Origin of the sequence: Frigoribacterium sp. VKM Ac-2859 (assembly GCF_013204925.1) — a bacterium.
GTDB lineage: Bacteria > Actinomycetota > Actinomycetes > Actinomycetales > Microbacteriaceae > Frigoribacterium.
Window position 1 is genome coordinate 338018 of sequence record NZ_JABMLC010000001.1, and the last position, 25605, is coordinate 363622.

The window sequence follows — 25605 nt, forward strand, 5'->3', positions numbered from 1 at the left end:
GACGGGGTGTCGGTGCCCTGGCCGAGAAGATGGGCATCGTGATCGACGAGATGAGCGCCGAGCGTGCCGTGGGTCGGATGCCCGTCGACGGAAACACCCAGCCCGTCGGCATCCTGCACGGCGGCGCACACGTCGTCCTGGCCGAGACCCTCGGGTCGGTGGCGGCCAACGTGCACGCGGGAGCCGGACGCGTCGCGATGGGCATCGAACTGAACGCGAGCCACAGCCGATCGGCGGCGACCGGATGGGTGACGGGCACCTGCACGGCCCTTCATCTCGGTTCCACCCTCACGACGCATCAGGTCGTCATGACCGACGATCGCGGTCGTCTGTTGTCGACGGTCCGCATCACGAACTTCCTCACGGACGCCCGCGACCGGTAGGCCGACGAGAGAAGGCCCACCCCGATCGTCGGGGTGGGCCTTCTCTCGTCGCGGACGACTACTTCTTGGCGCTCAACTGTTCGATGATCGCCTGGGCCACGTCGTGCATCGTCAGGCGGCGGTCCATGGACGCCTTCTGGATCCAGCGGAAGGCCTCGGGTTCGGTGAGCCCCATCTTCTCGTTGAGGAGCCCCTTCGCCCGGTCGACGAGCTTGCGGGTCTCGAAGCGCTCGACCAGGTCGGCGACCTCGGCCTCGAGGGTGATGATCTGTGCGTACCGCGAGAGGGCGATCTCGATCGCTGGCAGCAGGTCGTTGGGGGTGAAGGGTTTCACGACGTAGGCGAGGGCGCCTGCCTCGCTCGCCCGCTCGACGAGCTCTTTCTGGCTGAACGCGGTCAGGAGGACGACCGGCGCGATGTGCGCCTTCGAGAGCCGTTCGGCGGCGGAGATGCCGTCCAACTGGGGCATCTTGACGTCCATGATGACGAGGTCGGGGCGCAACTCGGTGGCGAGGGCGACGGCGGTCTCGCCGTCCCCGGCCTCTCCCACCACCTCGAAACCGTTGTCGCGGAGGATCTCGACGATGTCGAGGCGGATGAGGGACTCATCTTCGGCCACGACGACGCGACGGGGTGCTGCTGGGGTTGCTTCCTGGTCACTCACGACGTGAAGCCTACGGTATTGTCGACCTGGTTGTTGTGCGCCGGATTGGCGGAATGGCAGACGCGGAGCACTCAAAATGCTCTGTCCGTGAGGGCGTGTGGGTTCGAGTCCCACATCCGGCACCAGCCCCGGCGCGAAGCCGACCGACGAGATGTGGCTCTCCTTGCCTCGTCCGGTCATCGGGCCGACACACCGACACGAGTTCTGCTCAGAGGGTGTGTTCGTGGGCATCCGTGCACTACGCTGATGGGACTGGTTGTTGTGTTACGCATTTGTATCTCGCGACGTGCCGAAGGCCTCCTCTCACCGAGAGGGGTTCCGACGGTGGCGTCGTTCTCAGAGGGAGCGGACAAAAAGGCACCGCGACGAGCGATCTCGAAATCGAGATCGACAACTCTGATTGAAGGAACAAGAAAAATGGCAACAGGCACCGTTAAGTGGTTCAACTCCGAAAAGGGCTTCGGCTTCATCACCCCCGACGACGGAACCACTGACGTCTTCGCGCACTTCTCCGCGATCGCCGGCGACGGCTACCGCAACCTGGAAGAGAACCAGAAGGTCGAGTTCGACACGGCTCAGGGCAACAAGGGCCTCCAGGCCGAGAACATCCGCGTCATCTGACTCGGTGGCGTCCTCGTGACGCCGTCAGTCGGCGGGCTCGCCCGCCACTGAACCGAAAGCCCCGATCCGCTCCGGCGGGTCGGGGCTTTCTCCGTTCCCGTCTCGGGTGGGAGGGTCGGCCATCTCACGGCAGGGGAAAGCCGAGGAGGCGCGCCACCGGCTCGTAGTCCCGGCTCGCAGTCCGGTAGGCGCTCTCCCATTCGGCGATCCGTGCTCCGGCCTGCCTCGGGTCGGTGAACCGGTCGTCTTCGCCGCCACCGGCGACGAGGGCTTCCCGCGCCTCGCGGTATCGGCTGGTCAAGGTCGCCCAGAGGACCAGTTCGTCCCCGGTGGAGTCCTCGGGCGCCGCCCGGGCGACGTCCCACGGCACCTCGACGGCAGGCAGAGGTCCTTCCGGTGGACTCGGCGCCGCGGTCCCACGAGCTTGGTCACCCGCCCCCTCCTGGAAGATCGTCCGGGTGCCGATCGCCAGCACGGCCCCGACCGCGGCGCCGAGGACGAAGATCAGCGAGAGGGCCCAGAGGCCGTCGACCCGCCACACCGTCGCCGCCACTCCCCCGAGGAACGAGCCGCCCACGAGGGCACCGAGAGCTGCCCACCGGCCCACCCCCGCGCCTCCTCGGCTGGTCTCTCGGATCTCGGGGCCGAGGCTGCGACGAGTCTCGACCACACCGTGACCGCTCCAGGACGGCACCACGTACAAGCGGGCCTCGAACTCGAAGCACGAGGGATGACGGGCGTCCACGGACATGCCGTGAGCGTACGCCCCGCCGACACGACGAAGCCGGGACGATCCGAGGGGATCGCCCCGGCTTCGCCAGGGGTGTCGCGGCTCGTCAGGGCTGCGACGCGTAGGCCGGAGCGGCCTCCCCGTGGGCGTCACCCACGCGGTGCACCCGGAGATCGTTCGTCGAGCCCGCGATCCCGGGAGGGGACCCGGCGATCACGATGACCTTGTCGCCCGATTCGGCGAGGTCGTTGCCGAGCAGGATGTCGTCCACCTGCGCGAACATGGCGTCGGTGTGCGTGACGGTCTCGACCAGGTAGGACTGGACGCCCCAGCTGATCGCCATGCGGCGTCGGATCGCCTCGTTGGGTGTGAAGGCCAGGATGGGGATCGAGTGACGCAGGCGCGACATGCGACGCACCGAGTCACCCGATTCGGTGAAGACGCAGAGGAACTTCGCCTGGACGAAGTCGGCGACGTCGGCCGCTGCCAGGGTGATGGCGCCGCCCTGCGTGCGCGGACGCGTGCCGAGCGGAGGGATGCGCTCGAGCCCGTGCTCTTCGGTGGAGGCCACGATGCGCGCCATGGTCTGCACCGTGATGACCGGGTACTCGCCGACGCTCGTCTCGCCCGAGAGCATGACCGCGTCGGTGCCGTCGAGGACGGCGTTGGCGACGTCCGAGGTCTCGGCGCGGGTCGGGATCGGGCTCGAGATCATGGACTCGAGCATCTGGGTGGCGACGATGACCGGCTTCGCCATGCGACGCGAGAGCTCGACCGCGTGCTTCTGCACGATGGGCACGGCCTCGAGAGGCAACTCGACGCCCAGGTCGCCACGGGCGACCATGATGCCGTCGAACGCGTCGATGATGGCCTCGAGGTTGTCGACGGCCTGGGGCTTCTCGATCTTCGCGTAGACGGGGACCTTGCGGCCCTCTTCGGCCATGATCTCGTGCACGCGCACGACGTCGTCCGCGTCGCGCACGAACGACAGGGCGATCAGGTCGGCGCCGAGTCGGAGACCCCAGCGGAGGTCGGCCTCGTCCTTGTCGGAGAGGGCGGGCACGTTGACCGCCACGCCGGGGAGGTTGATGCCCTTGTTGTTCGACACCGTGCCGGCGACGACGACCTCGGTCGTGACGACGGTGCCGTCGGTCTCGAGGACGCGGAGCTTGACGCGGCCGTCGTCGATCAGGAGCGGGTCTCCCGCCGTGACGTCGTCGGGGAGGCCCTTGAACGTCGTGCCGCAGATCTCCTTGGAACCCAGGATGTCGTCCGTGGTGATCTTGAACACGTCGCCGACCTCGAGGTCGTGCGGACCGTCGGCGAACTTGCCGAGGCGGATCTTGGGGCCCTGCAGGTCGACGAGGACCGCGACGGCGCGGCCCGAGTCGGCCGACGCCTGGCGGACGTTCGCGTAGACGCCTTCGTGGACGTCGTAGCTGCCGTGGCTGAGGTTCATGCGGGCGACGTCGACGCCGGCGTCGATGATCGCCCGGATGTCGTCGTAGCTCGACGTCGCCGGCCCGAGGGTGGCGACGATCTTTGCGCGTCTCATGTGTTCCGTTCGTGTGGGGGGAAAGGGGGTGGGACGACTACAGCCCGACTCCCACCCTATTCCCGTCGGATGGCCGGATCAGACCGAGATGGACCGATCGGTGGGCTTCACCGGGAAGGGCAGCACGGTCTGGCCCTCGAGGTAGGCGTCTACGGCGGAGGCCGTGGCGCGGCCCTCGGCGATCGCCCAGACGATGAGCGACTGCCCGCGCCCGGCGTCACCGGTCACGAAGACGCCTGGTTCGCCCGTCTCGTAGGTGGCACCGCGCTCGAGGGAGCCGCCACCGTCGAAGGTGAGCCGCAGCTGCTCCTCGATGGTGTCGCGCTCGGGTCCGGTGAAGCCGAGCGCGAGCAGGACGAGGTCGGCGGGGACCTCGCGCTCGGTGCCCGCCTTGGGGACCCGTCGACCGTCGACGTACTCGGTCTCGGCGACGCGGATGGCCCGCACCTCGCCGACCTCGTTGGTCAGGAACTCGACCGTCGACGCGAGGTAGACCCGCTCGCCGCCTTCTTCGTGGGCACTCGACACCTCGAACAGCGTGGGGAACATCGGCCACGGCTGTGCCTCGGGGCGTTCTTCCGGGGGCTGCTGGCCGATCGCGAGGTTGGTCACCGAGAGGGCACCCTGCCGGTGGGCGGTACCGATGCAGTCCGCACCGGTGTCGCCGCCGCCCAGCACGACGACGTGCTTGCCCTCGGCCGTGATCTGGTCGGCCACCGTGTCGCCCGCTCCGGCCCTGTTCTGCTGCACGAGGTAGTCCATGGCGAAGTGGATGCCGGACAGGTCGCGTCCCGGGATCGGCAGATCACGGGGAACCGTCGCGCCCGTCGCGACGACCACGGCGTCGTAGCGGGCCCGGAGGTCATCCCAGGCGATGTCCCGACCGATCTCGACCCGGGCGCGGAAACGCGTGCCCTCGGCCTGCATCTGGGCGATGCGCTGCTCGATCTGCTTCTTCTCCATCTTGAAGTCGGGGATGCCGTAACGCAGCAGGCCACCGATGCGGTCCTCGCGCTCGTAGACGGCGACCGTGTGGCCGGCACGCGTGAGCTGCTGGGCGGCGGCCAGCCCGGCGGGGCCGGAACCGACGACGGCGACCGTCTTGCCCGTCAGGCGCTCGGGCGGGTGCGGGGTGACCCATCCGGCGGCGAACGCCTGGTCGATGATCGAGACCTCGACCTGCTTGATCGTCACCGGGGGCTGGTTGATGCCGAGGACGCAGGAGGACTCGCACGGCGCGGGGCAGAGACGACCGGTGAACTCCGGGAAGTTGTTGGTCGCGTGCAGGCGCTCGACGGCCTGACGGCCCTCTCCACGCCACATGAGGTCGTTCCACTCGGGGATCAGGTTGCCGAGCGGGCAGCCCTGGTGGCAGAACGGGACGCCGCAGTCCATGCAACGGCCCGCCTGACGTCGGAGCTCGCCGCTCTCCTGCTGCTCGTAGACCTCTTTCCAGTCCATGAGCCGGACCGACACGGGTCGGCGCTTGGGCAGCTCGCGGGTCTGCGTCTTCAGGAAGCCTTTGGGGTCAGCCACCGGTCACCTCCAGGATTCTCTTCCATGCTTCGTCGCCATCGGGGTCGAGACCCTCGTCGACGGCCGTCTGCCGGGTGGCGAGGACGGCGGCGTAGTCGCGGGGCAGCACCTTCACGAACTCGGCCACCGTGGCGTCGAGGTCGTCGAGCATGTGCTCCGCCACGGGTGACCCGGTCTCGGCGAGGTGCCGGCGCAACAGGTCGGTCAGGATCTCGACGTCGGCGCTGCCGAGGGGGTGGAGTTCGAGTTCACCCGACGCGAGCGCCTCGGCGTTGACCCGTTCGGGCTTGAGCCGGTGCACGTAGGCCGTCCCTCCGGACATGCCTGCTCCGAGGTTGCGGCCCGTGTCGCCGAGGATGACGGCGAGACCGCCCGTCATGTACTCGAGCGCGTGGTCGCCCACGCCCTCGGCGACCGCGCTGGCCCCCGAGTTGCGGACCAGGAAGCGCTCCCCCACGATGCCCCGCAGGAACATGCTGCCCTGGGTCGCGCCGTAGCCGATGACGTTGCCGGCGATGACGTTCTCCTCGGCGGCGAACGCGCTGCCGCGGGGCGGACGCACCACGACGTTGCCGCCGGAGAGGCCCTTGCCCACGTAGTCGTTGCTGTCGCCCTCGAGGCGCAGGGTGATGCCGGCGGGCAGGAACGCACCGAGCGACTGACCGGCCGAACCACTGAGGTTGATCTCGATGCTGCCGTCGGGCAGGCCGTGCTCACCGTGTCGCAGGGTGACCTCGTGCCCGAGCATGGTGCCGACCGCGCGCTCGGTGTTGCGGATCGGGAGCGTGATCTCGACGTGCCCACCGTTCTCGAGCACGTCGGCACTGCGCTCGATCAGCAGCACGTCGAAGTGCTCGTCGAGGCCGTGGTCCTGCGAGGTGCGGTTGCGTCGGGGCTCGTCGTCGGAGAACGTCGGACCCACCAGCACCGGGGCGAGGTCGAGACCCGAGGCCTTCCAGTGGTCGACGGCGCGGTCGACGTCGAGGACGTCCGTCCGGCCGATGGCCTCGTCGAGACTGCGGAAGCCCAGCGCGGCGAGGTACTCGCGCACCTCCTGTGCCAGGAACTCGAAGAAGTTGACGACGAACTCCGGCTTGCCGGAGAAGCGGGCACGGAGCTCGGGGTTCTGGGTCGCCACACCGACCGGGCAGGTGTCGAGGTGGCAGACCCTCATCATGATGCAGCCCTCGACGATCAACGGCGCCGTGGCGAAGCCGAACTCCTCGCCGCCGAGCAGGGCGGCGATGAGGACGTCGCGGCCGGTCTTCATCTGACCGTCGACCTGGACGACGACACGCTCGCGCATCCCGTTCAACATGAGGGTCTGCTGGGTCTCGGCGAGGCCGATCTCCCAGGGCGTGCCCGCGTGCTTGAGCGAGTTCAGCGGGCTCGCGCCGGTGCCCCCGTCGTGACCGGACACGAGCACGACGTCGGCCAGGGCCTTCGTGACCCCTGCCGCGACCGCGCCGATGCCGGACTGGCTCACGAGCTTGACGTGGACGCGGGCCTTGGGGTTGGCGCGCTTGACGTCGAAGATCAGCTGCTTGAGGTCCTCGATCGAGTAGATGTCGTGGTGCGGCGGCGGCGAGATGAGACCGACGCCGGCCGTCGCGTGACGCGTTCGTGCCACCCAGGGGTAGACCTTCGTCGGCGGGAGCTGACCGCCCTCGCCCGGCTTGGCGCCCTGGGCCATCTTGAGCTGGATGTCGGTGGCGTGCGTCAGGTACATGCTGGTGACCCCGAAGCGCCCGGAGGCCACCTGTTTCACGGCGCTGCGGCGCTCCGGGTCGAGGAGGCGGTCGACGTCCTCTCCGCCCTCGCCGGTGTTGGATTTGCCGCCGAGGCGGTTCATCGCGATGGCGAGGGTCTCGTGCGCCTCCTGCGAGATCGAGCCGTAGCTCATCGCCCCCGTCGAGAACCGCTTCACGATCGACTCGATGGGCTCGACCTCGTCGAGCGGGACGGCCGGGCGGACGCCGTGCTTGAGCCGGAACAGCCCGCGCAGCGTCATCAGCTGCTCGGCCTGGTCGTCGACGAGCTTGGTGTACTCGCGGAAGATGTCGTAGCGGCGGGTGCGCGTGGCGTGCTGCAGCCGGAACACGGTGTCGGGGTTGAAGAGGTGCCGGGGACCCTCGCGGCGCCACTGGTACTCGCCGCCCGTGGCCAGCCGCTCGTGCGCGATGACGGAGCCGTCGCTGGGGTAGGCGCTCGTGTGTCGCTGCTTGTTCTCGGCCGCGATGACGTCGATCCCCACGCCTCCGAGCATCGACGAGGTACCGGTGAAGTACGTGTCGACGAACTCCTGGCTGAGGCCCACGGCCTCGAAGGCCTGCGCCGCGGCGTAGCTCGACACCGTCGAGATGCCCATCTTCGACATGATCTTGAGCACGCCCTTGCCGAGAGCCTTGATCAGGTTGTGCACGGCGTCCTCGGGGCTCAGCCCGGTGATCATCCCGGCCCTCACGAGGTTCTCGCAGGTCTCCATCGCGAGGTACGGGTTGACCGCGGACGCGCCGTAGCCGATCAGCGTGGCCACGTGGTGCACCTCGCGCACGTCACCGGCCTCGACGATCAGGCCGACCTTCATGCGGTTCTCGGTGCGGATCAGGTGGTGGTGCACCGCGGCGATCATGAGCAGCGACGGCACCGGGGCGAAGTCGGCGTTCGAGTCGCGGTCGGAGAGGACGATGAACTCCGCACCGGCCTCGATCGCGTCGTCCACCTCGTTGCACATGGCGGCGATGCGCTTCTCGAGTGCCCGCGGGCCCTTGTCGGCGCGGTACAGCCCGCGGATGGTCGACGTCTTGCGGGAGCCGGGGCTCGGGTCGATGTGCTGGATCTTGGCGAGCTCGTCGTTGTCGATGACGGGGAAGTCCAGGATCACCTGGCGGGCGTGCTCGGGGGTCGCGGCGAGCAGGTTGCGCTCGGGACCGAGACCCAGCTTGAGCGACGTGACCACCGACTCGCGGATCGAGTCGAGCGGCGGGTTCGTGACCTGGGCGAACTGCTGCGTGAAGTAGTCGAACAGGAGGCGCGGGCGCTCGGACAGGACGGCGATCGGCGTGTCGCTTCCCATGGCGCCCAGGGGCTCCGCACCGGTCTTCGCCATCGGCGTCAACAGGATGCGGACCTCTTCTTCGGTGTACCCGAAGGTGCGCTGACGGCGGGTGACCGACGCCGGGGTGTGCACGATGTGCTCGCGCTCGGGCAGCTCCGAGAGGTGGATGCGCCCCTCGGCGAGCCACTCGCCGTAGGGCGCGGCCGTGGCGAGGTCGCGTTTGATCTCGTCGTCCTCGATGATGCGGCCGGCCTCGGTGTCGACCAGGAACATCTTGCCGGGGCGGAGCCGTCCCTTGCGGACCACCTTGGCGGGGTCGACGTCGATGACGCCGATCTCGCTCGCGAGGACCACGAGGCCGTCGTCGGTGACGAGGTAGCGGCCCGGCCGCAGGCCGTTGCGGTCGAGGGTGGCGCCGACGTGCGTGCCGTCGGTGAACGTGATGGCGGCGGGGCCGTCCCACGCCTCCATGAGCATCGAGTGGTACTCGTAGAAGTCGCGCAGGGTGGGGTCGATGTCGACCTGGTTCTCCCACGCCTCGGGGACCATCATCATGACCGCGTGCGGCAGGGACCTGCCGGTCAGGCTGAGCAACTCGACGACCTCGTCGAACGACGCCGAGTCGCTCGCCCCGGGGCTGACGATGGGGAGGATGGGCTTCAGGTCGCCGATGAGCTCGTTCTCGAGCTGGGACTGCCGGGCACGCATCCAGTTGCGGTTGCCCCGGACCGTGTTGATCTCGCCGTTGTGGGCGATCATGCGGAACGGCTGTGCCAGCGGCCACGACGGGAACGTGTTCGTCGAGTAGCGCGAGTGCACGATCGCGAGTTTCGAGGCGAAGCGCTCGTCACTCAGGTCGGGGTAGAACGGCTCGAGCTGAAGTGTGGTGACCATGCCCTTGTAGACCATGGTCCGGCTGCCCAGAGAGGTGAAGTAGGCCGAGAGCTTGCGCTCGGCACGCTTGCGCAGCCGGAACGCCTGGCGGTCGAGCGCGACGCCGGCGAGCGGGACGCCGTCGGCGTCGTGGTGCCTGCTGGCGACGAAGAGCTGCTCGAAGGCGGGCATCGCGTTGCGCGCCAACGTGCCGAGTTCTTCGGGGCGCACGGGGACCTCGCGCCAGCCGAGGACGTCGAGGTGCTCGAGGTCGGCGATGCGCTCGATGCCCGTCTTCAGCTCGGAGCGCTCCTGCTCGTCGAGGGGCAGGTAGGCGATGCCCACCGCGTACTGACCGGCCGGCGGCAGGTCGAAGTCGACCTCGTTGCGCAGGAACTCGTCGGGCACCTGGCAGAGGATGCCCGCACCGTCCCCGGTACCGGCGTCGGAACCCACGGCACCTCGGTGCTCGAGGTTCCGGAGGGCCCGCAGGGCGGTGTCGACGATGTCGTGACCGGGTGTTCCACGGAGGGTCGCCACCATGGCGAGGCCACAGGCGTCCTTCTCGTTGCGCGGGTCGTAGAGGCCGCTGGCCTCGGGGACCGTGCTGAACTGCTGGTGTGCTGGCGTGAGAGCCATGGAATCCGTCCTCACGAAGAGATCCGACAGGGGGCGGGACGACGTCGGCCCGAGGTGCCTGACGGGGCCGGCTTCTGTGGGCGGCCCCGACTCGGCGGGAGAGGTCGGCTCGTGGCGACCGTGGGCGTGCACGCCGGCGGGAGGGGCCGACTGCGCTCGATCTTACGAGGCGCGGGTGCGTGCACGGGACCGTGTCGCGGGCGGATCGTTCGCACCGGGATGGGGTGGAGGGGATCGGGCGCCACGACGGTGGGGCGCCGGGCCCGCGGTCGTCGTGGAGTGGACGACCTAGGGACGCGGTGAGCGATCGGTGTTGTCGTCCGATGCGCCGACGGTGACCAACTCGGGTTCGTCGTTCTCCGTGTACGTGCCGTCGGAGTCTACAGCAGCCGCCCGCTCGCTCGGCGCACGGCCGGGCACGTAGGGGCCGGGGACCGTGCCGGTGTGGCGGCGGGAGGCGAGGACGAAGAGGACGATCCCGAGGACGATGGCGAAGAAGCTCATCCAGACGTTGGTGCGGATGCCGAAGAAGAGCAGGCTGGGATCGGTGCGGATCGACTCGAACCAGGCCCGTCCGATGCCGTACCAGACCAGGTAGAAGGCCAACGACCGACCCCACTGCATGGGGGCCTTCTTCTCGAGGAGCACGAGGATCGCGACGCCGGCGAGCATCCAGACGATCTCGTAGAGGAAGGTCGGGTGGAAGAGCGTGCCCTCGGGCAGGCCGGTGGGGTAGGCGGCGTTCGTGGACTCGATCTCGAGGCCCCAGGGCAGGTCGGTCGGCATGCCGAAGAGCTCGTGGTTGAACCAGTTGCCGAGACGTCCGAAGGCCTGTGCGACGAGCAGGCCGGGGGCGAGGGCGTCGGCGAAGACCGTGAACCGGAGACCGGTGAAGCGGCAACCGAGCCAGACGCCGACGGCACCCAACAGCAGGGCGCCGTAGATGGCGAGGCCGCCCTCCCACACGAAGAGGACGTGGATGTACTGGTCGGGCGAGGAGAAGTAGTCCGCCGGGTGGGTGATGACGTGGAACAGGCGTCCCCCCGCGATGCCGAACACCACGGCCCAGATGGCCACGTCGATGACGATGCCCTTCTCCGCCCCCTGCCGGTTCAGACGGTGGTTCGTGATGACCACCGCTGCGACGATGCCGACGAGGATGCAGATCGCGTAGGCGTGGATCCGCAGCGAGCCGGGCAACGACGCCCCGAAGGTCGAGTTCAACCAGGCGGTGACGTCGAAGTACTGCCAGGCGGCCGACGGGCTCGGGATGCTCAGGGGAACGAACACGGGCGTGTTGCCTTTCGGAGGGGGTGCGGAGCGTCGGTCACCCGACGGGTGACGACTCTAGCGCGAGGGCGTCGGACCCGAGGGGGTCAGGAGGTGGAGGGGGCCGCGCCGGACGACAGGTCGGCGGAGACCTCGGCGAGGCGTTCGACCCCGCCGTCGGCGAGGGCACGGACGAAGGCCGAACCGATGATGGCACCGTCGGCGTAGTCGAGCACCTCGCGAACCTGCTGGGCCGTGGAGATGCCGAGACCGACGCAGGCGTTCTCGACGCCCACCTCGCGGAGTCGGGCGACCAGGGTGCTCGCCGCCGCGTCGACGTCGGTTCGGGCCCCTGTGATGCCCATCGTCGAGACGGTGTAGACGAAGCCGCGACTACTGGCCACGGCCTGCCGGAGGCGCGAGTCGCTGGACGACGGAGCGGCCAGGAACACCCGGTCGAGGTCGGCGGCCTCGGCCGCGGACATCCACGCGTCGGCCTCGTCGGGGATGAGGTCGGGGGTGATGAGCCCGGCACCGCCCGCGGCCGCGAGGTCGTCGGCGAACCGCTGGACGCCGTACTGCTCGACCGGGTTCCAGTAGGTCATCGGGATGACGGGAGCGTCGACCCGGGAGGTGATCTCACGGATCGCCGTGAAGACGTCGCGCACGCGGAACCCCTCGGCGAGGGACCGCTGTGTGGCTGCCTGGATCACCGGGCCGTCCATCACGGGGTCGGAGTACGGGATGCCGAGTTCGATGACGTCGATGCCGTTCTCGGCCATCGCCACCGCGGCCTCGATGCTGGTGTCGAGATCGGGGAACCCGACCGGCAGGTATCCGACGACGGCACCGCTCCCGGCGTCTCGCCGGGCCCGGATCGCGTCGCCGACCTTGCTCGTCCCGGCGGGGACTGCGGCGGTCACAGCTGCTGTGCCTTCTCGTCGAGGACGCCGAAGTACCGGCTCGCGGTCGAGACGTCCTTGTCGCCACGGCCGCTGAGCGAGACCAGGATCGTCCAGTCGGGGTGCTCCAGACCGAGCTTGATCGTGCCCGCCAGGGCGTGTGCCGACTCGATCGCGGGCATGATGCCCTCGGTCTGCGAGAGCAGTCGGAAGGCCTGCATCGCCTCGTCGTCGGTGATCGGCTGGTACTCGGCCCGGCCCGACTCGGACAACCAGGCGTGCTCCGGGCCGACGCTCGGGTAGTCGAGGCCCGCGGAGATGGAGTGGCTCTCGAGCGTCTGACCGTCTTCGTCCTGCATGAGGTACGACTTGGTGCCCTGGAGGTTGCCGACGCGGCCGAGGGTGATCGACGCCGCGTGACGGCCCGTCTCGACGCCGTCCCCGCCGGCCTCGAAGCCGAACAACCGCACCGAGGGGTCGTCGAGGAACGCGTGGAAGATGCCCATGGCGTTCGAGCCGCCGCCGACGCAGGCCGTCACGGCGTCGGGCAGTGCTCCGGTCAGGTCGAGGACCTGCTGGCGGGCCTCTTCGCCGATGATCTTGTGGAAGTCGCGCACCATGGCCGGGAACGGGTGCGGACCGGCGACCGTGCCCAGCACGTAGTGCGTGGTGTCGACGCTGGAGACCCAGTCGCGCATGGCGTCGTTGATGGCGTCCTTGAGGGTGCGGGAGCCCGTCGTGACCGAGACGACCTCGGCTCCGAGCAGGCGCATGCGCGCGACGTTGAGCGCCTGGCGCTCGGTGTCGACCTGCCCCATGTACACGACGCACTCCATGCCGAAGAGGGCGGCGGCGGTGGCCGTCGCGACGCCGTGCTGACCGGCTCCGGTCTCGGCGATCAGACGGGTCTTGCCGAGCTTCCGGGCCAGCAACGCCTGTCCGAGCACGTTGTTGATCTTGTGGGACCCCGTGTGGTTGAGGTCTTCACGCTTGAGGATGATGCGGGCACCACCGGCGTGCTGGGCGAACCGCGGCACCTCGGTGATGATCGACGGCCGGCCCGTGTAGGTGGCGTGGAGAGCCGTCAGCTCGGCGGCGAACTCGGGGTCGACGGCCGCGGCCTTGTAGGCCGCGTCGAGCTCGTCGAGGGCGGCCACCAGGGACTCGGGGACGAAGCGACCCCCGAACGAACCGAAATACGGACCTGTCTCGTCGCGCAATGCCATGGTCAGACCTCCAGGAAGCGGGTGATGGCGTCGGCGGGGTCGCCGTGGGTCACGAGGGCTTCGCCCACGAGCACGACGTCGGCACCGGAGCGACGGTAGTGGGCGACGTCGTCGGGCGACGAGACCGCCGACTCGGCGACGCGGGTGACGCCCGTCGGGATCGAGTGCGACAGGCGACCGAAGAGGTCCCTGTCGAGTTCGAAGGTCGTGAGGTCGCGGGCGTTGACGCCGAGGACGGTGGCACCGGCGTCGAGGCCGCGCGACACCTCGTCGGCGGAGTGCGCCTCGATGAGGGCGGTCATGCCCAGTTGCCTCACGAGGTCGTGCAATTCGAGGAGGCGGGGCTGTTCGAGCCCGGCGACGATCAGCAGCACGAGATCGGCACCGGCCGCCCGGGCCTCGAACACCTGGTACGGGTCGGCGATGAAGTCCTTGCGAAGGACGGGCACGTCGACTGCGGCGCGGACGGCCTCGAGGTCGGCGAGGGAGCCCTTGAACTTCCGGCCCTCGGTGAGGACGCTGATCGCGCTCGCTCCCCCGGCCGCGTAGGAGCGGGCCAGAGACGCCGGGTCGGCGATGGTCGAGAGGTGGCCCCGTGACGGGCTGGCGCGCTTCACCTCGGCGATGACCTTGACGCGGTCGCCGGGGGCGAGGGCGGTGCGGGCGTCGAGTGCGGGCTCACGAGAGAGCGCCGCTGCCTCGACGGCGGCGAACGGGAGGGACTCGCGGCGTGCTGCGGCGTCGGCCACGGCACCCGCGTAGAGGTCGTCGAGCACCTAGTTGTGGGCCTTCGGCACGTAGCGGTGACCACCGACGCCGTAACCGGCCTTCTTGAGCACGAGACCGACGATCAGTCCGACGACGACCAGGCCGGCCGACGCCCAGACGATCCACGGGACGTCGAGGAAGAAGGCCAGCGTGCCGATGGCGAAGCCGACCAGCATGATGACGACGGCGGTCCAGGCGGCGGGCGAGTTGCCGTGCCCGAGGTCGTCGGCCGTCTCGGTGTCGCGGCCCTTCGAGCCGGAGTCGACCTTCGCGGGGGCGTTCGCGAGGGGCGCGTCGCCACCGGACGGGGTGCTCGTCGTGTTCGTGCTCACAGTGCTCCTTGGATCAGGTCGGTACGAGGGCTGAGTCTACCGGGTACGACCCGGCTCGGTGGGGCCCGACCCGCCCTCGTCGAGGTGCGCCGGGTCGTCGGTGGGATCGTCGCCGCCCGACAGCGCGTCCCAGGCGGCCGCCGGATCGGCCGAGGGATCCGCGGCGACCAGTCGCGTGGCGGAGTACTTGCGGGTGGCCTGGGGCCAGGCGCCCGCGAGGAGCACGGTGGCGACTCCGAGGAGCGCGGCGAGGACGCCGGCCACGAGCCCGAGCCAGGGCCAGGCCGTGGGCTCGACCGAGGAGACGATGGCCCGGATCGAGTCGGTGCCGTCGACGCCCGTGGCGGTCGTCACGGCGCTCCCCGAGGCGCGCACGGGGTCGGCCAGGGCGGTCGACGTCGTGACGACCACGCTGACGCCCAGTGCCACCTGGAGAACCGCCAGGACGACGCGGAAGACGCGGCCGGCGATCGTGAGCGCCCCGAAGAGCGCCAGGCTGGCCAGCGACAGGGCGGACAACGGCGCACCGGCGACGTCGCCGGCGACGTCGAGCGGGAGGTCTCCGCCCTGGGGGGAGGCGACGACGACGTGGAACCAGTCCTGCGTCCAGGACAGCAGGGCGAGTCCCGCGAGCAGGATGCCCCCGAGGATCGTCGTGAGCTTCAGGCGACGAGCGGGCATCAGCGGAGCCGTGCCATGGCGTTCGCGACCGCGACGGCACGCAAGGGGGCCGCGGCCTTGTTGCGCGCCTCCTGGTTCTCGGCGACCGGGTCGCTGTCGGCGACGAGACCGGCACCCGCCTGCACGCGGGCCACGCCGTCCTGCAACAGGACGGTGCGGATCGCGATCGCGACGTCGGCCGAGCCGGCGAAGTCGAAGTACCCGACCACTCCCCCGTAGACGCCCCGCTGGGCGGGCTCGAGTTCGTCGATGATCTCGAGGGCCCGGGGCTTGGGAGCACCCGACAACGTGCCGGCCGGGAAGGTGGCACGGAACGCGTCGATGGCGTCCTTGCCGGGAGCGAGGTCGCCCTCGACGCTCGAGACGAGGTGCATGATGTGGCTGAACCGTTCGACCTGCATGAACTCGGTGACCTCGACGGTTCCCGGCGTGCACACCTTGAGCAGGTCGTTGCGGGCCAGGTCGACGAGCATGAGGTGCTCGGCGCGTTCTTTCTCGTCCGAGGCGAGTTCGTCGGCGAAGCGCTGGTCCTCGTCGGGCGAGGCTCCACGCGGCTTCGACCCGGCGATGGGATGCGTGTAGGCCCGCCGCCCGTCGACCTTGACCAGCGCCTCGGGCGACGAGCCCACGATGGTGTAGGGCCGACCTTGAACGTCGTCGAGGGTCACCAGGTACATGTACGGGCTCGGGTTGAGCGTCCGCAGCACCCGGTAGACGTCGAGCGGCTCGGCCGTGACCTCGTGGTCGAAGCGCTGGGAGACGACGACCTGGAAGACGTCGCCGTCGTGGATGAACTGCTTCGACCGCCGGATCGCGTGCGCGTACTCGTCGTCGGTCGAACGCCGGGTCGGCGTGGCCTCGATCGTCAGGTCGACGTCGGACAGGAACGCCTCGCTCGGGGCCGCGAGTCGGGATTGGAGGTCGTCGAGTCGGGACTGCGCGTCGGCCCACAGGACGTCGGGCTCGTGGGTTCCGTCGTTCAACGCGGTGGCGACGAGCAGGACGGCACCCGTGCGGTGGTCGAGGGCCACGAGCTCGGACACGAAGCTGAGCGCCTGGGAGGGCACCGTGAACTCGGCCGGCGGCGCGTCGGGAAGGTGTTCGAGCTCGCGCACGGCCTCCCAGCCGATGAACCCGACGAGGCCGCCGGTGAGGGGCGGCATGCCGTCGATGCGCGGGGTCGCCCACCGGTGGTGCAGGGCGGAGAGCACCTCGAGGGGACGGCCGACGGCATCGCCCAGCGCCCGATCGCTGTCGATGCCGTAGTCGATCCAGCGGGCCTCACCGTCGTCGGTCGTGAGCACGCCGAACGACGAGACGCCGACGAAGGACCACCGGGACCAGATCCCGCCCTGGGCCGCCGACTCGAGGAGGAAGCTGCCGGGCCTGCCGTCGGCGAGCTTGCGGTACACCCCCACGGGCGTCTCGCCGTCGGCGAAAAGGTCGCGGACGACCGGGACGACCCGGTGCCCCGCCAGCCGCTCGTCGAACTGGGCCCGGGTCGTCGAGGTGCGGATCGGGGCGTCAGCCACGGAGGCCTCCGGTGGGGTCGGTGTCGCCGGACGGCAGGGACGAGGAGGCGGTGGCCGGCTCGAGCGGGTCGACCTCGAAACAGGAGTGCGAGCCCGTGTGGCAGGCGGCGCCGATCTGTTCGACCGTGACGAGCAGCACGTCGTCGTCGCAGTCGAGGGCGGCGGCGCGGACGAACTGCGCGTGGCCCGACGTGTCGCCCTTCCGCCAGTACTCCTCTCGAGAGCGGGACCAGAAGGTGACGCGCCCCTCCGTGAGGGTGCGGCGGAGCGCCTCGGCGTCCATCCACCCCATCATGAGCACGTCTTTCGTGCCCTCTTGTTGGATGATGGCGGGCAGCAGGCCCGACGCGTCGAACCGGGCACGGGCGACGACGGGCTCGACCGTCTCACGCGTCAGCTGGTCGGTCATGGTGTGCTCCTCGATGCGATGCGATGCGATGCGATGCGATGCGATGTCGGCTGGTCGGCTGCGGCCCGGTGCGGTGACGGCCCGCCTCAGCGGACGACGGCCCCCGACCGGGCCAGCTCGTCCTTGACCTGGCCGATCGTGAGTTCGCCGTTGTGGAAGACCGACGCCGCGAGCACGGCGTCGGCACCCGCCTCGATGGCCGGGGCGAAGTGCTCGAGCCGACCCGCCCCTCCGGACGCGACGACCGGCACCCGGCTGAGCTCGCGCATGGCGCGGACGAGTTCGAGGTCGAAGCCCTGCTTGGTGCCGTCGGCGTCGATCGAGTTGACGAGCAGCTCGCCCGCCCCGCGTTCGATGGCCTCGCGCGCCCAGGCGAGCGCGTCGAGGGTCGTCTCGGTGCGACCGCCGTGGGTCGTGACGACGAAGCCGGAGGGGGTGCCGCTCGAACGCTTGACGTCGAGCGAGAGGACGACCGCCTGGGCTCCGAACCGGTCGGCGATCTCGCCGATCAGGTCGGGCCGCGCGATGGCGGCGCTGTTCACGCCGATCTTGTCGGCCCCCGCCGCCTGCAGCCGGGCGACGTCGTCGGTGGTGCGCACGCCGCCCCCGACCGTCAGCGGGATGAAGACCTGCTCGGCCGTCGCCCGGACGACGTCGTAGGTCGTCGACCGCTCGTCGACCGTGGCGGTGACGTCGAGGAAGGTGATCTCGTCGGCACCCTGCTCGTAGTACGTGCGGGCCAGCTCGACCGGATCGCCCGCGTCGCGCAGGTCGAGGAAGTTGACGCCCTTCACCACGCGGCCGGCGGCCACGTCGAGGCAAGGGATGACCCGGACGGCGAGGGAGGCGTCGGCGACGACCGCGCCGGGGACGACCGCGTCGTCGGCGGTCACGGCTACAGCCTCGCGGCGTGGATCGGGCTGACCAGGATCGCCCGGGCGCCGAGATCGTACAGGGCGTCCATGACCTGGTTGGTGTCGGACCGCGGGACCATCACGCGGACGGCGGCCCAGTCGCGGTCGTGCAGCGGGGAGACGGTGGGCGACTCCATGCCGCCGGCGACGGCGGTGGCGGCGTCCAGCTTGTCGACCGGGACGTCGTAGTCCATGAGGACGTACTGCCGGGCCACGAGGACGCCCTGCAGGCGACGGTGGAGGACCGCCAGACCGTCCACGTCGGCGTCGGACGAGATGAGGACGGCCGTCGATTCGAGGATGACCGGCCCGAAGATCTCGAGCCCGGCCGCCCGCAGGGTCGCACCGGTCGACACGACGTCGGCCACGGCGTCGGCGACGCCCAGCTGCACGGCGCTCTCGACCGCTCCGTCGAGCGGCACGAGGGTCGCGGTCACGCCGTGGCTCTCGAGGAACGAGCCGACGAGGCCGGCGTAGCTCGTCGCGACCCGGGTGCCCTGCAGCTGACGGAGGTCGGCGAAACGGCCGGGAGGGCCCGCGAAACGGAAGGTCGAGCCGCCGAAGTCGAGGGGAGCGACCTCGTGTGCGGGCGAGTGCGAGTCGAGCAGCAGGTCGCGACCCGTGATGCCCACGTCGAGGGCGCCCGACCCCACGTAGGTCGCGATGTCGCGCGGGCGGAGGTAGAAGAACTCGACGCCGTTGCGCGGGTCCTCGACGTGGAGGGTCTTGGGGTCTCGGCGACCGGTGTAGCCGGCCTCGGCGAGCATGGCGGAAGCGGTCTCGCTGAGCGATCCCTTGTTGGGCACTGCGACGCGGAGCATGGGGTTCTCTGTCTGCTGGGGTGCCGCGCGAGCGGCGTGACGAACGGGGGTGACGGAGGCCGACTCAGAGATGTCGGTAGACGTCGGCCGGGGTGATGCCCTTGGCGATCATCATGACCTGCAGGTGGTAGAGCAGCTGGGAGATCTCTTCGGCGGTCGCGACGTCGCCCTCGTACTCGGCGGCCATCCAGACCTCGGCGGCCTCTTCGACGATCTTCTTGCCGATCTGGTGCACTCCGGCGTCGAGTTCGGCCACGGTGCCCGACCCCTCGGGCCGGTCGCGGGCCTTGTCGCTGAGCTCGAGGTACAGGTCGTCGAAGGATTTCACGACGTCAAGGCTACCGTCGCGGCGGCCGTCCGGAGTGCAGCGATGTTGTCGACGGGCGACCCGCCGTAGACGGCGGACCCGGCGACCACCGTGTCGGCACCGTTCTCGACGGCCGTGACGATGGTCTCGGTCGTGATGCCGCCGTCGACCTCGAGCCACACGTCGAGCCCGGAGGCGCGCACGGCCTCACGGGCACGGGCCAGCTTGGCCATCGTCTCGGGCATGAAGGACTGCCCGCCGAAGCCCGGCTCGACCGTCATGACGAGGATCATGTCGTACGCGTCGAGGGCCTGGAGGTAGGGCTCGAGGTCGGTGCCCGGCTTCACGGCGACGGAGGCACGGGAGCCGTTGCTGCGGATGGCCTGCGCCGTCGAGACGGGATCGGACGCCGCCTCGGCGGAGAAGGTCACAGAGAAGGCGCCCGTCTCGGCGTAGCGGGGTGCCCAGCGGTCGGCGTCGTCGATCATCAGGTGCAGGTCGAGCGGTACGGGGCTGACCTCGCCGAGACGCTGCACGACGGGGAGGCCGAGGGTGAGGTTGGGCACGAAGTGGCCGTCCATCACGTCGACGTGCACGAGGTCGGCGGTCGAGATGCGCTCGAGGTCGCGCTCGAGGTTCGCGAAGTCGGCCGAGAGGATGCTGGGGCTGATGCGGATCGACACGGGACGAGCCTACCGTCCGGCACGTTTCTCGATCAGGGCGACGAACATGGCGTCGGTGCCGTGACGGTGCGGCCAGAGCTGGACGAACGGTGCCGACGCCAGGTCGACGGCGCGGCCGGCGATGCGCGCGACGCCGGCCGTCGCGTCGAGCAGGACGAGATCGTCGTCGCGGCCTCGGAGGCCCGCCTCGACGACTCCGCGCGTCTCGGCCGTGTGCGGGGAGCAGGTCACGTAGGCCAGGACTCCCCCGGGCGCCAGCGCGTCCAGGGCGCTGGCGAACAGGCGCGACTGGAGGGCCGTGAGCTGACCGACGTCGGCCGGCTGCTTGCGCCACCGGGCCTCGGGTCGCCGCCGCAGGGCCCCGAGGCCGGTGCATGGCGCGTCGAGCAGGATGCGGTCGAAACCTCCGGGCCGTTCCGCCCCGAAACGGGTGGCGTCACCCTCGAGGACCTCGACGTCGCCCGGGACGGCCTCGAGCGCCTGTCGGACGAGCCCCGCCCGTGCCGGGACGAGCTCGTTGGCGACGAGGTGGGCACCCGCCCGAGCAGCCTCGGCACCAAGCAGGGCGGCCTTGCCGCCGGGCCCGGCGCACATGTCGAGCCACCGTTCTCCGGGTGTGGCGGGGCGGTGTCGACTGAGGAGGAGCGCGGCGAGCTGCGACCCTTCGTCCTGCACGCGGGCACGCCCCTCGCGGACGGCCGTCTGCTGGGCCGGATCGCCCCCACCACTCGTCGCCGCCAGTGGCGACAGGCGCCCGCTCGGGGCGCCGAGCTCGGACACCTCGGCGAGCCCCGGCAGGGCGACGAGGCTGACCTTCGGGGCGTCGTTGTCGGCCGACAGCAGATCGACGAGCTCGCCCTCCCGCCCCTCGGCGGCCAGCGAACGACGGAACGCCCGCACCACCCAGGCGGGGTGCGACCACTCCGCGGCCAGACGGTCGTCGTCCCCGGTCGTGTCGGCCAGGACCCGCTCGCGCCACTCGTCGGGCGTCGACCGCGAGATGGTGCGCAGGACGCCGTTGACGAATCCGGTCCCCGATCGGCTGCCCACCTGACGCGCGAGCTCGACGCTCTCGTCGACGGCCGCGTGGACGGCCACGCGCGTCGAGAGGAGCTGGTGGGCGCCGAGGCGGAGGACGTCCAGGAGTGCCGGGTCGATCGCATCGGTGCCCCGACGGGCGGCCAGCGCGATGACGCGGTCGTAGTAGCCCCGGAGGCGCAGGGTGCCGTAGGTCAGTTCGGTCGCGAGCCCCGCGTCCTGGGCCCCCAGACGGGCCCGGACGATGCGCTGCGGCAGCAGGAGGTTGGCGTAGGCGTCGTCCTGCTCGACGGCCCGGAGGACGTCGAGGGCGACCTGGCGGGCGGGCTGGACTCGGCTCATGAGGTGCTCTTCGGGTCGGTGTCGGTGTCGGTGTCGGTGTCGGCCGGGACGGGCGGGGTGGGCGGGGTCACGCGACGGTCGACCCCGCCGGGCAGCCCCCGCCACCAGTCGGCCGCCGACATCTCTTTCTTGCCCGCCGGTTGCACCCGGACCAGCTCGACGGGCGAGGAGGCGGTGCCCAGCAGCACACGGCGGCCCCGGGACTCGAGGCGACCGGCCTCGAGAGGTGCCTCGTCGGTCGACGTCGTCCGCGCCTCCGTGATCTTGAGGCCCGAGCCGTCGAGGTCGACGCGGGCGCCGGGCTCCGGCGTGACGCCTCGGAAACGGGCGATCACCTCGGTCGCCGGTCGCGAGGCGTCGAGGACGCCGTCGGCGAGGGTCAGCTTGGGGGCGAGCGTGACCGCGCCGGTCTGGGGCGTCGCCGTGGCCGTGCCGTCGGCGAGGCGGTCGACGACGTCGACCAGCAGGCCGGCACCGGAACGCGCGAGCTCGGCGAGGAGCTGGCCTGCGGTCTCGGTGCCGTCGAGGAGGCGCTCGAGGGTGCCGTAGACGTCCCCCGCGTCGAGCTCGGGGACGAGCTGGAACACCGCGGCGCCCGACACGACGTCGCCCGCCATGAGCGACCGCTGGACGGGGGCGGCGCCGCGCCAGGCGGGAAGGAGGGAGAAGTGCAGGTTGACCCAGCCGAGCCGGGGGGCGCCGAGGAGGGGCTCGCGGAGCAGGGCTCCGTAGGCCACGACGACGCCGAGGTCGGGATCGAGCCCCGTGAGCTCGGCCGTGACCTCAGGCGTGATGCGGCGGGCCTTGACGACGCGGAGACCGAGGCGGTCGGCCTCGACGGCGACGGGGGTGGGGGTCAGGACGCGTCTGCGTCCCTGCGGGGTGTCGTCGCGGGTCAGCACGGCGACGATCTCGTGAGGACCGTCGGCGAGGGCGGTGAGCGAGGGCACGGCAGCGGCGGGGCTGCCGGCGAAGACGAGGCGCATGGGGTTCCTGGCGGGTCAGTCGGCGAACGGCTCGACGTCGTCGAACCGCACTCTGAGTGTAGGGACGGCCCGCGCACGCTTCTGACCGAGCGCCTTGCGTCGGTCCGTGGCCGCCCGGATGACCTGGGAGCGGAGGGCCAGCGCCACGTCGTGACCGCGCGAGTAGTCGAAGCGGACGATGGCGCGGACGCCGGCGGACTCGACGTCCACCGGGCCGAGGGTCTCGGCACGGACTTCGTCGGGAAGGTCGTCGAGCGCACGCGCGACGGTGTCGACCGTGCCGGTCACGGTCGCCACTCGGACGGCCGGGGGGAAGCGCAGGACGCGACGGTCGGCGAGCTCTGAGGAGACGAAGCGGGCGAGCTCCCACGTCGCGAGGGCGGAGGCGATGGCGCCACCCACCCCGACCAGCACGACCGGGGCGCGACGTGCGGCCAGGGCCGTGGCGTTGGCCCACCAGCGGAGGCAGTCCTCCGCCACGCGGAGGCTCTCTCGGGCGAGCATGCGCTCACCGTCGAGCAGCAGCACGGCTCGGTAACCGCCGGGGGCGATCGGCTCGGCCCCGCGGGTCGCGACGACGATCGCCGGGTCGGCGTCGACGTGGGTCAGGGCCCTCGCGCCGTCCGAGACGATGACGCGCACCCCGGGGAACGCCTTGCCGAGTTCGTCGGCCGTCCGCGACGCGCCGGTGCCGACGGCCCGCATGCGCGTTCCCTCGCAGGTGCGGCAGTGCCACGAGACGGCCAGGGCGCCACACCAGGCGCAGGCCGGGGTCACCCCTCGCTCGCGTTGCTGGAGGGGGCCGTTGCAGCGCAGGCAGCGTGCCGTGTCGCCACAGTCGACGCAGGCCAGGCGTGGCGAGTAGCCGGGCGAGGCCACCTGGATCAGGACCGGTCCGTGCTCGACCGCGGCCCGCGCCTCGGCGTAGGCCGAGGAGGGGATGCGGGCCTGCGCGGCGAATCCGTCCGTGGCGGCCTGACGGACGGTCGGCACGACCCGGGGCTGGTAGCGCGGATCGGGACGCACCTCGGCCAGGAAGCCGATCTCGACCAGGCGCTGCACGTCGGTGCTGCGGGAGTGGCCGAGGAACACCAGGGCGCTGTCTTGTTGGGCCTGCCGGAGCAGCGCGGTGTCGCGGGCGTGCACGTACGGGGCGAGCGGCTCGCCGAAGGACGGGTCACCGTCGTCGAACACCACGACGACCCCGAGCCTGGCCGAGGGGGCGAGCAGGACGGACCGGTTGCCGACGACGACCACGGGCTCGTCGCCTCGGGCACGGAGGAGCGCTCGGTAGCGGTCGGCGTTCGACTGTCGGGAGTCGAGCCGGATGACGCGGTCGGGCGGGAGGACGGCGGCGAGGGCCTGGAGGACGTGCTCTTCGTCGCGGTAGTCGGGGACGGCGACCACGGCGTTGTCGCCCGCGCCGACGGCGACCGCGGCGAGCTGGGCGGCCGTGAGGGCCCAGTGACCCACCCATGCCCCGTCGGGCAGTTCGACCAGCAGCGGAACGGCGTCGACCGCCGCGCGACCGCGGGCCGCAACGAGCCCGGCGAGGTCGGTCGACCGATAGCCGACGACGACCGGGACGGGTTCGGGGTGGGCGTCGGCGTCGTGGTCGGGAGTCGAGGATGCCACGGGAGCCACGGTCGGGGCAGTGGGGCCGGTGGGGCCGGAGGCCGGTGAGGACGAGTTGTCGGCGGCGGCCAGGTGGGCCTTCTCGACCCGGACCTGACGCGGTGGGATCGCGAGCCGCACGACGTCGCTGGCCGATCCGCCGGCCCGGTCGGCCACGGCGCGCGCGAGGCGCCACACCTCGGGTGCCAGGACCGACACGGTCGACACGACGTCCTCGATCTCGGACAGGTCGCCGCCGTGCTCGGACGACGACGCGACCTCGACGACGAAGCCGTCGGCGATGCGCCCGGCGGAGCGGAGCGGAACCTTGACGCGGATGCCCGGGGCGATCTGGTCGCGCAGCCGCTCGGGCACGGCGTAGTCGAACAACCGGTCGAGTTGCGGCAGCGGCGATTCGACCATCACCCGGACGACGCGCGGCACGCTGTCGACGGGGACGTCGGCGACCGCCGCCACGGTCAGAGCCCGGCGGCGGCCCGGAGGGCGTCGACGCGGTCGAGCGCCTCCCAGGTGAAGTCGGGCAGGTCGCGACCGAAGTGGCCGTAGGTCGACGTCGCCGCGTAGATCGGCCTCAGCAGGTCGAGGTCGCGGATGATCGCCGCCGGGCGGAGGTCGAACACGCTCTCGATGGCGGCCGTGATGACGTCGTCGCCGACGTGCCCGGTGCCGAAGGTCTCGACGTAGAGGCCGACGGGTGCGGCCCGCCCGATCGCGTAGGCCACCTGGAGTTCGAGCCGGTCGGCGAGGCCCGCGGCGACGGCGTTCTTGGCCACCCACCGCATGGCGTACGCGGCGGACCGGTCGACCTTCGAGGGGTCCTTGCCCGAGAACGCGCCCCCACCGTGACGGCTCGCCCCGCCGTAGGTGTCGACGATGATCTTGCGGCCGGTGAGTCCGGCGTCGCCCTGCGGGCCGCCGATCTCGAACCTGCCGGTCGGGTTGATGATGAACCGGGTGTCCGTGGACGAGAATCCTGCCTCGTCGAGGACGGGGCGGATGACGTGCTCGATGACGTCGGTCTCGAGCTGAGCGCTCGAGACCGCAGGCGAGTGTTGGGTCGACAGGACGACGGTGTCGACGGTCGTGGGCACGACCCCGTCGTAGCCGACCGTCACCTGCGTCTTGCCGTCGGGCCGGAGGTAGTCGAGGGTGCCCGACTTGCGCACGGCCGCCAGTCGCTCGGCGAGCCGGTGGGCCAGCCACACGGGGAGCGGCATGAACTGGGGGGTCTCGTTGGTGGCGTAGCCGAACATGATGCCCTGGTCGCCGGCACCCTGGCGGTTGAGCAGGTCGTCGTCGCCGCCACGCGCCTCGAGGGCGGTGTCGACGCCCTGGGCGATGTCGGGCGACTGGGACCCGATCGACACCTCGACGCCGCAGGTACGGCCGTCGAAGCTCACGGCCGACGAGTCGTAGCCGATGCCCACGATGAGGTCGCGCACGATCGTGGGGATGTCGACGTAGCCCTTGGTGGTGACCTCGCCGGCCACGTGCACGAGTCCCGTGGTGACCATGGTCTCGACCGCGACCCGGCTGGCGGGGTCGACAGACAGCAGCGCGTCGAGGATGCCGTCCGAGATCTGGTCGCAGATCTTGTCGGGGTGGCCCTCGGTGACCGACTCGGAGGTGAAGAGTCGAAGGGAGGTCGATGCCGTCGTGGCGGGGGCGGTCGTCGTGTCGGTCGGGGTCACGGTGTTCCTC

Annotated in this window: 22 protein-coding genes, 1 tRNA gene and 1 pseudogene; 3 read left to right on the forward strand and 21 right to left on the reverse strand. The window is 70.9% G+C overall.

Annotated features, from left to right (window positions below; translation table 11 throughout):
- Nucleotides 1-29 precede the first annotated feature (29 nt).
- Nucleotides 30-383, forward strand: coding sequence for a PaaI family thioesterase (locus HQQ78_RS01610; RefSeq protein WP_249408402.1), 354 nt, complete (start codon nucleotides 30-32; stop codon nucleotides 381-383).
- Nucleotides 384-441: 58 nt separating this feature from the next.
- On the opposite strand, the gene HQQ78_RS01615 is transcribed toward HQQ78_RS01610, so the two are convergent.
- Complete coding sequence (locus HQQ78_RS01615; RefSeq protein WP_043592796.1) at nucleotides 442-1047, reverse strand: ANTAR domain-containing response regulator; 606 nt, start codon at nucleotides 1045-1047, stop codon at nucleotides 442-444.
- 39 nt (nucleotides 1048-1086) lie between these two features.
- Here HQQ78_RS01615 and HQQ78_RS01620 point away from each other — a divergent pair.
- Nucleotides 1087-1172 (forward strand) — tRNA-Leu (locus HQQ78_RS01620).
- A gap of 292 nt (nucleotides 1173-1464) precedes the next feature.
- On the forward strand, nucleotides 1465-1668 hold the full coding sequence (locus HQQ78_RS01625; RefSeq protein ID WP_043592793.1) for a cold-shock protein: 204 nt from the start codon (nucleotides 1465-1467) through the stop codon (nucleotides 1666-1668).
- A gap of 124 nt (nucleotides 1669-1792) precedes the next feature.
- Here the strand turns inward: HQQ78_RS01625 and HQQ78_RS01630 are convergent, their stop codons facing one another.
- The 20 genes and pseudogenes from HQQ78_RS01630 to metK form a co-directional block, all read right to left on the reverse strand.
- A complete protein-coding gene (locus tag HQQ78_RS01630) occupies nucleotides 1793-2419 on the reverse strand; it encodes a hypothetical protein (protein WP_173150863.1) in 627 nt (208 codons plus the stop codon).
- A gap of 85 nt (nucleotides 2420-2504) precedes the next feature.
- Nucleotides 2505-3953 carry a pyruvate kinase gene (gene pyk, locus HQQ78_RS01635; protein WP_056045267.1) on the reverse strand — a complete coding sequence of 483 codons (1449 nt, stop codon included), beginning with the start codon at nucleotides 3951-3953 and terminating at the stop codon, nucleotides 2505-2507.
- Between the two features lie 78 nt (nucleotides 3954-4031).
- A complete protein-coding gene (locus tag HQQ78_RS01640; RefSeq protein ID WP_056045271.1) occupies nucleotides 4032-5489 on the reverse strand; it encodes a glutamate synthase subunit beta in 1458 nt (485 codons plus the stop codon).
- Entirely contained in the window at nucleotides 5482-10059 is a 4578-nt protein-coding gene (gltB, locus tag HQQ78_RS01645; protein WP_173150864.1) for a glutamate synthase large subunit, read from the reverse strand. Before gltB ends, HQQ78_RS01640 begins: the two co-directional genes overlap by 8 nt.
- 288 nt (nucleotides 10060-10347) lie before the next feature.
- Nucleotides 10348-11349: a prolipoprotein diacylglyceryl transferase gene (gene lgt / locus HQQ78_RS01650; protein ID WP_233568323.1), complete on the reverse strand. Its 1002-nt coding sequence runs from the start codon at nucleotides 11347-11349 to the stop codon at nucleotides 10348-10350.
- Nucleotides 11350-11435: 86 nt separating this feature from the next.
- Complete coding sequence (gene trpA, locus HQQ78_RS01655) at nucleotides 11436-12251, reverse strand: tryptophan synthase subunit alpha (RefSeq protein ID WP_173150865.1); 816 nt, start codon at nucleotides 12249-12251, stop codon at nucleotides 11436-11438.
- Entirely contained in the window at nucleotides 12248-13456 is a 1209-nt protein-coding gene (gene trpB / locus HQQ78_RS01660) for a tryptophan synthase subunit beta (RefSeq protein ID WP_173150866.1), read from the reverse strand. Before trpB ends, trpA begins: the two co-directional genes overlap by 4 nt.
- A 2-nt stretch (nucleotides 13457-13458) precedes the next feature.
- Nucleotides 13459-14232, reverse strand: a complete 774-nt coding sequence (trpC, locus tag HQQ78_RS01665; RefSeq protein ID WP_056045286.1) for an indole-3-glycerol phosphate synthase TrpC — start codon at nucleotides 14230-14232, stop codon at nucleotides 13459-13461.
- Nucleotides 14233-14448 (reverse strand): annotated as a pseudogene (locus HQQ78_RS01670) (DUF6704 family protein); the annotation flags it as partial.
- Nucleotides 14449-14592: 144 nt separating this feature from the next.
- On the reverse strand, nucleotides 14593-15237 hold the full coding sequence (locus tag HQQ78_RS01675; RefSeq protein ID WP_173150867.1) for a Trp biosynthesis-associated membrane protein: 645 nt from the start codon (nucleotides 15235-15237) through the stop codon (nucleotides 14593-14595).
- Entirely contained in the window at nucleotides 15237-16769 is a 1533-nt protein-coding gene (locus tag HQQ78_RS01680; RefSeq protein WP_371740307.1) for an anthranilate synthase component I, read from the reverse strand. Before HQQ78_RS01680 ends, HQQ78_RS01675 begins: the two co-directional genes overlap by 1 nt.
- Nucleotides 16762-17178, reverse strand: a complete 417-nt coding sequence (gene hisI / locus HQQ78_RS01685; RefSeq protein ID WP_123570087.1) for a phosphoribosyl-AMP cyclohydrolase — start codon at nucleotides 17176-17178, stop codon at nucleotides 16762-16764. Before hisI ends, HQQ78_RS01680 begins: the two co-directional genes overlap by 8 nt.
- 86 nt (nucleotides 17179-17264) lie before the next feature.
- Nucleotides 17265-18071, reverse strand: a complete 807-nt coding sequence (gene hisF, locus HQQ78_RS01690; protein ID WP_173150868.1) for an imidazole glycerol phosphate synthase subunit HisF — start codon at nucleotides 18069-18071, stop codon at nucleotides 17265-17267.
- Between the two features lie 2 nt (nucleotides 18072-18073).
- Nucleotides 18074-18913, reverse strand: a complete 840-nt coding sequence (gene hisG, locus HQQ78_RS01695) for an ATP phosphoribosyltransferase (protein ID WP_056045298.1) — start codon at nucleotides 18911-18913, stop codon at nucleotides 18074-18076.
- A gap of 64 nt (nucleotides 18914-18977) precedes the next feature.
- Complete coding sequence (locus HQQ78_RS01700) at nucleotides 18978-19241, reverse strand: phosphoribosyl-ATP diphosphatase (RefSeq protein WP_043592769.1); 264 nt, start codon at nucleotides 19239-19241, stop codon at nucleotides 18978-18980.
- Nucleotides 19238-19903, reverse strand: a complete 666-nt coding sequence (gene rpe / locus HQQ78_RS01705) for a ribulose-phosphate 3-epimerase (protein WP_173150869.1) — start codon at nucleotides 19901-19903, stop codon at nucleotides 19238-19240. The genes HQQ78_RS01700 and rpe overlap by 4 nt, the downstream gene beginning before the upstream one ends.
- 9 nt (nucleotides 19904-19912) lie before the next feature.
- Nucleotides 19913-21283 carry an RsmB/NOP family class I SAM-dependent RNA methyltransferase gene (locus HQQ78_RS01710; RefSeq protein ID WP_173150870.1) on the reverse strand — a complete coding sequence of 457 codons (1371 nt, stop codon included), beginning with the start codon at nucleotides 21281-21283 and terminating at the stop codon, nucleotides 19913-19915.
- Complete coding sequence (locus HQQ78_RS01715) at nucleotides 21280-22269, reverse strand: methionyl-tRNA formyltransferase (protein ID WP_173150871.1); 990 nt, start codon at nucleotides 22267-22269, stop codon at nucleotides 21280-21282. The genes HQQ78_RS01710 and HQQ78_RS01715 overlap by 4 nt, the downstream gene beginning before the upstream one ends.
- Nucleotides 22270-22284: 15 nt before the next feature.
- The gene (locus tag HQQ78_RS01720) at nucleotides 22285-24360 is read right to left on the reverse strand and encodes a primosomal protein N' (RefSeq protein ID WP_371740308.1); all 2076 of its coding nucleotides are present in this window, start codon (nucleotides 24358-24360) and stop codon (nucleotides 22285-22287) included.
- Between the two features lie 2 nt (nucleotides 24361-24362).
- Nucleotides 24363-25595, reverse strand: a complete 1233-nt coding sequence (metK, locus tag HQQ78_RS01725; protein WP_173150872.1) for a methionine adenosyltransferase — start codon at nucleotides 25593-25595, stop codon at nucleotides 24363-24365.
- Nucleotides 25596-25605 lie beyond the last annotated feature (10 nt).